The organism is Nocardia sp. NPDC003345 (assembly GCF_053589395.1).
Genome location: NZ_JBSFRU010000211.1, coordinates 1 through 11,519, shown reverse-complemented (window position 1 = coordinate 11,519; position 11,519 = coordinate 1). Strand labels below are relative to the sequence as shown.

At 69.9% G+C, this 11,519-nt stretch carries 10 protein-coding genes; 5 read left to right on the top strand and 5 right to left on the bottom strand.

Translation table 11 applies throughout. The features are described 5' to 3' along the window. The 5 genes from ACWDU1_RS21480 to ACWDU1_RS21460 all read right to left on the bottom strand — a co-directional run. Window positions 1-824 (bottom strand): ABC transporter ATP-binding protein (locus ACWDU1_RS21480; protein ID WP_450000913.1); only part of this gene is annotated, 824 nt, incomplete at its 3' end. Window positions 825-852: 28 nt separating this feature from the next. Next, window positions 853-1,758, bottom strand: a complete 906-nt coding sequence (locus tag ACWDU1_RS21475) for an ABC transporter permease (protein ID WP_450000912.1) — start codon at window positions 1,756-1,758, stop codon at window positions 853-855. Further along, entirely contained in the window at window positions 1,755-2,729 is a 975-nt protein-coding gene (locus ACWDU1_RS21470; protein WP_450000910.1) for an ABC transporter substrate-binding protein, read from the bottom strand. Before ACWDU1_RS21470 ends, ACWDU1_RS21475 begins: the two co-directional genes overlap by 4 nt. Beyond that, window positions 2,726-4,015, bottom strand: a complete 1,290-nt coding sequence (locus ACWDU1_RS21465) for an amidase family protein (protein WP_450000908.1) — start codon at window positions 4,013-4,015, stop codon at window positions 2,726-2,728. The genes ACWDU1_RS21470 and ACWDU1_RS21465 overlap by 4 nt, the downstream gene beginning before the upstream one ends. Further along, window positions 4,012-5,157, bottom strand: a complete 1,146-nt coding sequence (locus ACWDU1_RS21460) for an acetamidase/formamidase family protein (RefSeq protein ID WP_450000906.1) — start codon at window positions 5,155-5,157, stop codon at window positions 4,012-4,014. The genes ACWDU1_RS21465 and ACWDU1_RS21460 overlap by 4 nt, the downstream gene beginning before the upstream one ends. Window positions 5,158-5,578: 421 nt before the next feature. On the opposite strand from ACWDU1_RS21460, the gene ACWDU1_RS21455 reads away from it, so the two are divergent. The 5 genes from ACWDU1_RS21455 to ACWDU1_RS21435 form a co-directional block, all read left to right on the top strand. Continuing rightward, a complete protein-coding gene (locus tag ACWDU1_RS21455) occupies window positions 5,579-6,436 on the top strand; it encodes an alpha/beta fold hydrolase (RefSeq protein ID WP_450000905.1) in 858 nt (285 codons plus the stop codon). Window positions 6,437-6,660: 224 nt separating this feature from the next. Next, window positions 6,661-8,193 (top strand): acyl-CoA synthetase, encoded by a 1,533-nt coding sequence (locus tag ACWDU1_RS21450; protein WP_450000915.1) that lies wholly within the window; start codon window positions 6,661-6,663, stop codon window positions 8,191-8,193. Window positions 8,194-8,293: 100 nt separating this feature from the next. Continuing rightward, window positions 8,294-8,650 (top strand): hypothetical protein, encoded by a 357-nt coding sequence (locus ACWDU1_RS21445; RefSeq protein WP_450000903.1) that lies wholly within the window; start codon window positions 8,294-8,296, stop codon window positions 8,648-8,650. Window positions 8,651-8,789: 139 nt separating this feature from the next. After that, on the top strand, window positions 8,790-10,319 hold the full coding sequence (locus ACWDU1_RS21440) for a hypothetical protein (RefSeq protein WP_450000901.1): 1,530 nt from the start codon (window positions 8,790-8,792) through the stop codon (window positions 10,317-10,319). Window positions 10,320-10,524: 205 nt separating this feature from the next. Beyond that, a partial coding sequence (locus tag ACWDU1_RS21435) for a nitrate- and nitrite sensing domain-containing protein (RefSeq protein ID WP_450000899.1) occupies window positions 10,525-11,519 on the top strand: 995 nt, incomplete at its 3' end.

The following is an 11,519-nucleotide window of genomic DNA, read 5'->3' as shown; positions in this document are numbered from 1 at the left end:
GGGGGTGTGCGGCCCCCACCCCCCGCGGCGCGGTCGCCCTGGTGGATGAGTGCGTCGATCCGCCGTTTGTAATCGTTGAATTCCGGCGTGGTGGACTCCCGCTCGCGGGGCAGGTCGATCGTGACGACCTCGCGGATATGTCCCGCGGACCCGTGCGCGGTACCTCCGGCCATCACCACCACCCGGTCGGACAGATACACCGCCTCCTCCACACTGTGGGTGACGAAGACGACCGTCACACCCGAATCACGATGGATACGAGCCAGTTCGGCCTGCATCCCGGTGCGGGTGAGCGCGTCCAGGGCGCCGAAGGGTTCGTCCATCAGCAAAACGGCCGGGCGGTTGGCCAGTACCCGGGCGATGGCCACCCGCTGCTGCATACCGCCGGACAGCTGATGCGGGAAGGAGTCGCGCACCCGGGTCAGGCCGACGGTTTCCAGGCAGCGATCGGTGGTCTCGCGGATATCGTCGCGGGTCATGCGGGCCTGTTTCGGGCCGTAGGCGATGTTCTCCGCGACGGTCAGCCACGGGAACAGGCCGTAGTCCTGGAAGACGACCCCGCGGTCGGGGCCGGGGCCGGTGATCGGTTCGTCGCCGACGGCCACCGCGCCCCGGGTGGCGGTTTCGAATCCCGCGAGAATGCGCAGCAATGTGGACTTTCCACACCCGCTGGCGCCCACGACGCAGACGAATTCTCCGGCGGCGATATCGAGCGTGACCCCGTCCACCGCATAGCCGGCCGCGCCCGGGAACTGCTTACCGAGCCCGTCGAGCACGATCCGGGCGGGCCGGTGCGGGCGTCGGCGGGTGGAATAGATCTTCATGGTGATCACCTGATCCGGGTGGAGTGGGTCATGGAAGGAGGGGCCGCCGCCCGGCGAGCAGGCGCACGGCCAGCATGAGGATGCGGTCGGCGAGGAATCCGGCCAGCCCGATCACGATCATCACCGCCACGATGAGGTCGGTACGCGACTGTTCGCGGGCCTGGGTGATCAACGCGCCCAGACCCACCCGGATACCGACGGTCTCACCGACCACCAGGATCACCCAGGACAGTCCCAGCGCGATCCGCAGACCGGACACGATGGTGGGAATCGCGGCCGGTAGCACCACCTTGTACAGGGTCTGCGCGGGCGGGGTCCCGAGCATGGCGGCGGCCTCGAACAACCGCGCCGGCACCGCGCGAACGCCGGCGATCGTGTTGATCAGGATCGAGAACACCGCGGCGAGGAAAACCAGGAAGATCGTCGCGCGGTCGCCGAAACCGATGATGAGCAGCGACAGCGGGGCCCACGCGGTCACCGGGATGGGCCGGATGAGGCCGAGGGTCGGTTCGAGCATCCGGTAGACCAGCGGCGAGCGGCCCATCACGATACCCAGCGGGACCGCGATGGCCGCGGCGATGGCGAAGCCCTGGACCACCCGCAAGGTGCTGGCGTAGAGGTGGATCCACAGGGTGCCGCTGTAGGTGTCGTCGACGATCCCGCCGGCCGCGAGGTCGGCCAGCCGCCGCGCCACCTCGTACGGGGTGGGCAGGAATTCCATCTGGATACCGAACGGGAGCGTCCAGCCGCCGCCCACGCCGTGATGCCACAGCAGTAGCCCGAGCACCGGTACCGGCAGCGCCCAGAGCAGGGTGACGGCCTTGGCCCGGTAACGCGGCCACCGGCCCGGGCCCGCACCGGGCCCGGCCGCTACCGGGGCGGCGGACGGGCCCTGCTCCGCGGCGGTTCCGGCCGTCGCGCCCAGCGCTGTCATCCGGCCGCGCCCACGGTGTCGAGGAATTCGGTGCGGAAGACCTTCGTCATATCCGGCGCGGCCGGAAGCTGGTCGAAGGCCACCATCTGCCGCGCGAGTTCGCCGACCCGCTGCCGGTATTCGTCGTCCAGCTGCCAGCGCAGGTCGATATTGGTGATGGCGATATCGGTGACCGCCCGCTCCATCCCGAAGGTCTCCACCAGCCCGGCGGCCCAGGCACCGGGGTCGCCCTTCATGAAGTCGATGGCGCGGGTGAACGCGCCGACGGCGTCGCGGGCGCGGTCGGGTTCGGCGTCCAGGAAGGCGCCGTTACCGCCGAAGACGATATTGGTGGCACCGATCGGGGTCTCATACGGCGAGACGATCTGATGGGCGCCGGCCTGCCGGGCGATGGAGACGCCCATCTCGGCGCTGAGGAACGCGTCCACCCGGCCGGCCGTATAGGCGCCGGCCATATCCGAATAGGCCAGATTCACCAGTTGCACATCGGCGTCCGGATCGAGGCCGTGCCCGCGCAGCGTGAGTTTCAGCGCGATCTCCTGGGAGGATCCGGCCGGGAAACCGATGCGCTTACCCCGCAGATCCTGCACCGTCTTCAGCTCGGGGCGCCCGACGAAGCCGGAGCCGCCGTCGGCCGCCGAGGCGATGATCCGGACGTCCTGTTCGGCGGCCACTCCGGCGAGCATGGCCGGCGCGCCGAGAACACCGAGGTCGATGGCACCCGAGGCGAGCGCGTTCTTGATATCGGGCGAATTCTCGAACAGCACGATCTCGTAGGTGGTGTTCTCCGGCGCGAACCGCTGCATGAAGTACGGGGCGTACAGATGCGGCTGCCCGCGCAGGGTACCGATCTTGATCGCGCCCGGATCGCCGCCGACGCTGTCGGGTGTGGCGATACATCCGGTCAGGCCGGCGACCGCCAGGGCCGCGACCGCGACGATCGAGAAGATATGACGGAGTGGACGTTTCATACTCGGTCCTCACTGTGGAGCGGCCCCGCGGCGGGCACAGCGACGCTGCTGCGTGCGAGGCGGATCAGGGAACGGTCGGTACCGGGCGCGCCGAGCAGGCAGACCCCGATCGGCACCCCGTCGTGCCCGCCCAGCGGCAGCGTCACCGCGGGCAGGCCCGCGATCGCCGCCAGGCAGGTCAGTGCGACGGTGCGGGCGCGGGCCGCCGCGAGTACCGCCGGGCCCGCCGATCGCGGTGGCGGCGCGGTCGCGGTGGCGGGCAGGATCAGAGCGCGGCCGGCCACCGCGTCCCGGATCCGGACCGCCGCTCCGGCCAGCACCGCGCGGGCGGCCTCGGCCTGTTCGGGGGTCACCGACGCGGCGAACGCGAACCGCTCGGCCACTTCGGTTTCCAGTACGCCGGGATGCGCGGCGACCCACTCCCCGTGGTTGCCCCATGCCTCGAATGCCTGCACGACGCGGAACGCCTCGGCCCAGGTGCCGTCCGGGCTCAGATCCACTCGCGTGGCGCCGAGCGTGCTCGCGTAGCCGCGGACGGCGGCGGCGATCGGGGTATCGGCCAGATCGCACAACGCCGGGTCTACCGCGAACCCGACCTCGCCGATCGGGGTATCCGCGGGCGCCGTCCCGGCTACCCCGCCATCGGCCGCGCTCACGGCGAAACCCACGAACTCCGGTCCGTTCGGCGCGAATCCGGTGGACCGCGCGCCGGCCTGGAACACGCAGTCGGCGACCGCGGCCAGGGTGGCGCCGTCACGGGTGAGCCAGCCGACCGCGTCGAACGACTGCGCCAGCGGCAGCAGTCCCGTGGTCGCGACGCGGCCGTGGGTGGTGCGGATCCCCCAGAGCCCCTGGTAGGCGGCCGGCACCCGGATCGAGCCGGCTGTATCGGTACCGAGTCCGATACTCACCTCGCCGCGCCGCACCGCCACCGCCGGGCCGCTGGTCGAGCCGCCGGGGATCCGGTCGGGGGCCGCCGGATTGACCGGCATGCCGAATTGCCCGTTGCCGCCGGTGAGGCTGTAGGCGAATTCGTCGGTCTGCGCGATACCGGCGATCCGCGCCCCCGCAGCCAGCAGCCGGGCCGGGACCGCGGCGTGCTCGCGGGCGGGTGGACCGTCGAGCGCGTAGCCGGGCACCCCCGCGCCGACGGTATATCCGGCCAGCGCGTACAGGTCTTTGACCGCCACGGTATGGCCGGTGAGCAGCCCCGGGGCGGTGGCCTCGATCAACGGTGTACCGATCAGGCGCCAGACCGTGGTGTCCACGGCGCCGGTCACGGTCACCGCACCCGCTCCAGGATCCGGCGGGCCAGCGCGGTGTCGGCACCCGGGCCGAAATCGGATCGGCGCACCGCGGCATGCACACCGCGCACCCGGTCCACGGCCTGCGAGATGGTGAAATCCGTGGCCGCGCTCAGATACAGATAGGCCCGCCGGGGTTCGGCCTCGAACAGTTCGGAGATCATCTCCACCGCATGGGTCACGCACAGTTCGAGCGCGGTGTTCAGATCGGTGTGCAGGCCGGTGGGGATCAGCAGACCGTGGGCGGCGGCGAACGGGCCGATCCGGCCGCCGAATCCGCCCGCGATCTCCGCCGCCGGGATCACGTCCACGGTGAGGGCGGCGCGCAGCGGGGCCTCGAGCGCGGTGAGCGCGACCTCGCCGTCGCCCTGGGCGAAATGCGGATCGCCGATATAGAGCATGGCGTCGGGGACCTGCACCGGCAGGAACAGGGTCGCGCCCGCCGTGAGGAGCTTGACGTCGATATTGCCGCCGTGCGGGCCGGGCGGTACCGAATCGACCCGCACACCGGTATCGGTGGCCACGCCCATGATGCCCAGGAAGGGTGCGAGCGGAAACGACGCCTGGGCCGCGCCGGGACCACCCGTGAGCGGCATGGTGGCGATCCAGTCGCCCTCGTGTGACCGCACCCGGCAGAATTGGCCGTAGTCACCGTCGAATCCCGGCCGCCCGGCGAGCACACCGCGACCGTGGCGGGTGGATATCACGCCGTAGGGCGCCCGCATGGTCAGCGCGTCGATCCGTACCGCCAGCAGATCTCCGGGCCGCGCCCCCGCGATCGCGATCGGACCGGTGACGATATGCGGCCCGGCTCCCGGTTCGCGCCGGCACCGGGCCGTCACCTCGACGGCGTCCGCGAGCACGTCCTCGCGTGCCACACCGTGATTTCCGAAGTAGCGCACTGGGTCCGAGCCCTGGTCCTCCAGGATGCCCTCGTGGCTGATCGTATCGATCACCATCGTCGTGCCCGGTGCGAACGTCGCCACCGGGGCATCGGAACGACAGGGCAACCGGCCCCAGCGCACCGTCCCGGGCTCCGCGGGAACGTATGCCGTACCCGGCTCGATTCCCATGTCCTGCTGCAGGACCGGGAAGGCCGCGGCCTCCTGCCAGGTCGCCGTCACCGCGATCTCCTTATTGGTCAGACCATATGTTGCACCGACCATAAGTTGCGGAATCCACCCTGGCGAGAACCGTCGACGAACGTAACGACCGATTTACCGGACCGCAATAGAACCTGGAAAACTGGTGCGCGGAGGTAACTTCCCCGACCAATTCGCCGACGGACACAGAGCCTCCGGCAACCGCCGGAGCCAGTCCGATGAAAACCGGAACTCGCCGAAACACAGAATTGGTCCAACCAATTGGCTTCGCCGGTACGGAACGACGTACCGGCGGCGCCACACACCGGGAACCCCAAAGCATCCGGGCACACGCGCCCTCCACCCCGGCCATCCGCGTGGGAACCATCGGGCACCGGCCCCACACCTCCTCCCCCGGCCATGGTGCGTAGCGTTCCGCGCGTACCCGGGCGAGGAGGACCAGATGACCGGCCAGGACAGCGGGCACACCGCAACCGTGGGCGACCGGCGGATCTACTACCGTGACCACGGCAGCGGACCGGCCGTGGTGCTGCTGCACGGCGGCGGCCCCGGCGCTTCGGGCGCGGCGGCCTACTCGCGCAATATCGACGCGCTCGCCCGCCGTTTCCGGGTGCTCGTACCCGATCTGCCCGGCTACGGCCGGTCCACCAAGGGGATCGACCGGTCCGATCCCTTCGGCGATCTGGCCGCCGCGATCGGCGGACTGCTCGACGCGCTGGCACTGCCGAGCGCGCATCTGGTCGGCAACTCCTACGGGGGCGCCGCGGCACTGCGGCTGGCGATGGACCGCCCGGATACCGTCGACCGGATGGTCCTGCTGGCCCCCGGCGGGATCGGCACCACCCGCACCCTGCCGACCGCGGGTCTGCGCGCCCTGCTGTCCTACTACGGCGGCGACGGGCCCGACCGCGGCAAACTCGCCGTTTTCCTGCGCGAATACCTGGTCTTCGACGGCAGCGCCGTCACCGACGAGATGATCGACGCCCGGTTCCGGGCGAGCCTGGACCCCGAGGTCGTCGCGAATCCGCCGCTGCGCCGCCCGTCCGGCCGGAGTGCCGCCCGGACCCTGCTACGCATGGATCTCACCCGCGATCCCCGGCTGCGGCGGGTATCGCATCCGACACTGGTCGTCTGGGGCGCGCGGGACCGGGTCAACCGGCCCGGCGGCGCCCGCATGCTGGCCGATCGGATGCCCGACTGCGATACCTACCGCGTCGCCGGCACCGGGCACTGGGTCCAGTGGGAGCGGGCCGCGCTGTTCAACGACCTGGCCACCACCTTCCTCACCGAGGCCCGCTGACCGGCCGGCCGGCGGCCGATCTCCCGGCAACCCGGATCAAGCGGGCGCCGTAATCCCGTAGCACCTCGCAATTTCAGACATATTGACCGAATGACCGTTCACTTTCGGTTATCGTCGGGCTACCGGGCGGCACGCCCGGCGGGAGATGCGCGACGCGGCGCGGCGCGGTCCCCCATCGGCTCGGCGGTCGGGTGACGATCGCATCGTTGGCGAAGAGGAGCAGCATGTACCCCGGTGCGCATGTCGATCGTTTCCCTGATAAACCGGCTGTCATCATGGCCGGAACCGGCGAGACGCTGACCTATCGGCAGCTCGAGGACAATTCGGCCCGGCTCGCCCGGCATCTGCACGAGGCCGGTCTGCGCCGTGGCGACCATATCGCGCTGCTGTCCGGAAATGATCCGAAGGTGTACGAGGCCTACTGGGCAGCACTGCGATCCGGGCTTTACATCACCGCCGTCAACCGGCATCTGTCCCCGGAGGAGATCGCCTATATCGTCGACGACTGCGGCGCCCGCGCGCTGATCGCGTCGGCCGGGCTGCGCGACGCCGCCGAGAAGATCGTGGACCAGACCCCGCGGGTGGAGCTCCGGCTCGCGTTCGGCGGCGATGTGGCCGGCTACGAATCCTATGAGAAGGCCCTGGCCGGGGCCTCCGCCGAACCGCTCGCCGACCAGCCGCGCGGCGCCGATATGCTCTATTCCTCCGGTACCACCGGCCGCCCGAAGGGCATCAAACAGCCGCTGTCGGACAGTCAGGTCGGCGATGAGCCCGGCGACCCCTACACCGCCGTTTTCGGCCCGCTCTACGGATTCGGACCCGATGCGGTGTACCTGTCGCCCGCGCCGCTCTACCATGCCGCGCCGCTGCGCTTCGGCGGCGTGGTGCACGCCCTGGGCGGCACCCTGGTGGTGATGGAACGGTTCGACGCCGAGCAGGCCCTGGCCGCGATCGAGCGCTACCGGGTCACCCACAGCCAGTGGGTGCCGACCATGTTCGTGCGGATGCTGAAACTCGACGAGGCCGTACGCGGCCGCTACGACGTCTCCAGTATGCGGGTCGCCGTGCACGCCGCGGCCCCGTGCCCGGTCGAGGTGAAACAGGCGATGATCGACTGGTGGGGCCCGGTCCTGTACGAGTACTACGCGTGCACCGAGGCCAACGGAGCCACCTTCATCGACAGTGAGCAGTGGCTGCGAAAGCCGGGATCGGTGGGCCCCGCCGGGATGGGTTCCATCCGGGTCTGCGGCGACGACGGCGCGGAGCTGCCGACCGGCGAGATCGGCACCATCTACTTCGAACGCGAGGAAGTGCCGTTCACCTATCACAACGATCCGGCGAAAACCGAGGACGCGCAGCATCCGGACCATCCGACCTGGACCACCACCGGCGATATCGGTTACGTCGACGCCGACGGTTTCCTCTTCCTCACCGACCGCAAGGCGTTCATGATCATCTCCGGCGGGGTGAACATCTATCCGCAGGAGGTCGAGGACGCGCTGGCCCTGCATCCGAAGGTGCTCGACGTCGCGGTGATCGGCCTGCCCGACGAGGAGATGGGCGAAGCGGTGAAGGCGGTCGTGCAGCCCGCGCCGGGTGCCGAACCCGGGCCGGAACTGGCCGGCGAACTGCGTGACTACCTGCGCGCCCGGATCGCGCACTACAAGGTCCCGCGCAGTATCGACTTCGCCGCGGAACTGCCCCGCACACCCACCGGGAAACTGGTCAAGCGCAAACTGCGCGAGCAGTACCTCTGACCCCGGGATGCCCGGTGCCGGACGGGCCGCGCCCGGTTCCGGCACCGGGCATGTTTGCCTGCGCCGCTCCTGGCAATACCGGCGCCAGGAGGATCCGGCGATGACCGATGATGTGGAAAAACGCTGGTCCGACGACGGAAACTTCCGCCGGGCCGTGCGTTATGTACTGGCCGTAGTGGTCGTCGCGGCGCTGGTGTGCGCGGCCACCGCCGTATGGGCCGCCACCGGCCGGTGCCGTGACGCCGAGGCCCTGCTGTGCGATACGCCCGCGCAACTCGCCGTGCTGTTCGGCCCGGGGGCGGTGCTGTTCCTCGGCGGGGTCGGCGCGTTCGTGGAGACCATCCGGGTGTGGCGGCGCGGCGGCACCTGGCCGATCTGGCAGGGCGCGGGCTGGTTCCTGCTGTTGCTGACACTGTTCTATCTCGGGATGGGCGGCGCGACGGTACCGGCCGGGTGATCCGCGGCGGTACCGGGCCGCGCTACCTCGCAGTAGCCCTGCTAACCCGCCCCGGCGTGTGGCACACTTTGCGGGAAATGCTGGGACGACGGCCGCTCGACGACCGTGCGCGGAAGGTGATGCGGGAATTGAGATCGCGATGGATCTGATCGCCATCGAGGGGCGGGTCGCCGCGGACCGGATCGCGGCGCGGGACCGGACCGCGGAATCCGAACTCCAACTGGCCGCCACCCTGTGTGAACTGGCCACGGGATATCTGGAGACCCAGAACAACGGTTCGGTGCGCAACCGTGTGGCGGGCGCCTTGGAGCCCGCGCAGGAAGCGGTGATGATCCGGCTGCGCTGGTTCACCGCGGGCCGGGTCTCGGCGGTTTTCGCCAACGAGGTCCAGGACACGCTGCGGCTGCTGGAACAGGCGGCCCGCGCCATCGGGCACCGCGAACTCGCCACCGCCACCATCCGCGACGCGTGCAACGCCTACACCCGGGTCGCGCACGACTATCCGAACGCGGCCGGTGTCTGCGCGGACGGCCTGTCCAAATGCGGTGTGTGGCTGTGCCGGCTCGATCCCGGAGCGGCGGTGGTGGCCACCGACGAGGCGGTCCGCATCCGCGCCACCCTGTTCGAGGCCGATCCCGAGCAGTCCCGCAAATATCTCGCCACCCTGAACACCCTGCTGCGCACGCTCATGGTGGGCCGGCAGCGCAAACAGGCCGTCTCGATGTATCGCGAGCGCTACACCGCGCTCACGACACCGGCCATGGCCGCGCAGTTGCGCGCGCTGAAGATCGAGGAGATCGGGTTCACCGGCAAGACCCAGTCCGCGCTGCGCAAGCTGGAATGCCGCACCCTGGAGCGCGCGGGATATCTGACCCAGCAGCAGATCCTGTACCAAAGCGCGGGCGATCTGGCCACGATCGAGGAGATCAACTGGCAGCTCGCGCTGGTCGGGTTGAAACCCCTGGTCGCCGGGGCGATGCCGGACCAGCCCGCCAAACCCGTGGAGATCGGCTCGTCCTTCGGCGCCCTGAGCGTGTTGTGTTCGGCGCCCGACGCTTTGGACCAAGTGCGCGCCGCGATCGTCGAGGCCTTCACCGCCGCCGGTGCCGAGCGGGCCGATATCAACACCGCCTACGGCGTGGACAAGGCGCATTGGGGAACCCGGGATCCGCAGATGAACGCCGCCACCGAACTCGGTGAGGACATCGTGCTGGTCGAGCGGCTCTCGGGCAGCTGGGTGGCGGTGAAGAGCCTGAAATGGGAACTCACCCCGGTGGCCAAGAACCCGCTGGCGCTGGCTCTCTCGAAGCACTGGCCGGTGCTGAGTGTGACCAGTACCGAGAGCTTCGCCTACGAATTGTGCTGGTACGAGCAGGGCAGCGCCACGCAGTACGCGGCGCTGGGCCGGCCGGCCGAACCGGTCGCGCTGGACAGGCCGCTGGCCCCGCTGGATTTCGGCAAATTGGCCGACTACGGCGCGGATTACGCCTCGGAGACCCAGATCCGTTCCGCGTTCGGTAATGCCACCATGTTCGCGAAACTGACCGAACTCCCGGCCAGTGGTGTCCGGCAGGCGGCGGAGGCGCAACCTCTCGCGGATTACGGCGATGCGGTGCTGTGTTTCCGCGCATCCGCCCGCCGAGCCGCCCCGGCACGCACCACCGGCTGACGCTCCGTTAAAAGATCACTCCGTAATTCGGCGAATTTCCCTGGTGAGACTCGTCATTTTCCTTACTGAAACGGGTAACTTTCGGTAAATTCTCGGATCGAGCACGACGCATTGCCGGGATCACCGCCAATGCCTGGAGAGTTGGGCGGTGGCCGGCCACGAATGCCGTCGGACGCGCGCATGCCCGGGAACGAGTTGATCTGCCGTGGCCGCACGCCTACCCCTCCCCCGATCCGTTACCCGCAGACTCGGCGCCCGCCGGCATCGGACCCGCGGCCGGGTCGGCGTCCGGACCCGTCTGCTGGCGATCGTCCTGATCACCAGTGTGGCGCTGCTGGCGATCGGTGTGGGAGCGGCGGCCTATCTGGTGCAATCCGGCCGGGAGGCGCGCCAATGGGCCGATCTGGCGAGCAGCACCACCACGCCCGCCATCATGATGGTGCAATCCCTCGAGGAAGAACGCCGGCTGTCGCTGCTGTATCTGGCCGGTGACCCGGGCGCGGCGGCCGCACTGGTGAACGCGCGGCAGCGCTCCGACGCCGCGCTGGCGATGCTCACCGCCAAGGGCGACGCCGCCCAGCGGCTCGACCCCGACGGGTCGAAGGATCAGCTCGAGGGCTACCGCAAACTGTTCGAGGCGGTGCCGACCCTGCGCGCGGGTATCGACGCCCGCGCGCTCCCGCGCGAAGAGGCGTTCGGTTTCTTCAGCGCCGTGATCGATACCGTGATCGACGCTTCGGTGCTGGCCGCCCGGGTGGCGCCCGACGCCGGAATCGGTATCGCGCTCAACTACGGAGTCGAGCCGCTGCGTGCGGCCGAAGCACTGTCCAAGGCCGACACTCTCGGCGCGGTCGCGGTCACGCTCGGGGAGCTCAGCGATGCGCAACTGATCGAGTTCAACCGGCTGGTCGGCGAATTCCGGGGCGAGGTCGCGTATTCGGCCACCCAGCTGGAGGGACAGCGGCTGGCACAGCTCGAGGCGATCACCACCTCCCCCGCCTGGTATCAGCTGATCGCGATGCAGGACGCCGTGATGTTGCGCGGCGCGGTCACCGCCGACGAGTCCGAGGACGATACGAGCGGCCGGTCCGGCAGCGGCTCTCGCACCGGCGAGTCCGAGGAAGCCGAACCCGCCGAACTGCCGCTGGGTGTCCCCGACTGGCAGCAGGCGTCCGGGCAGGTCATCGCGGGACTGCTGCA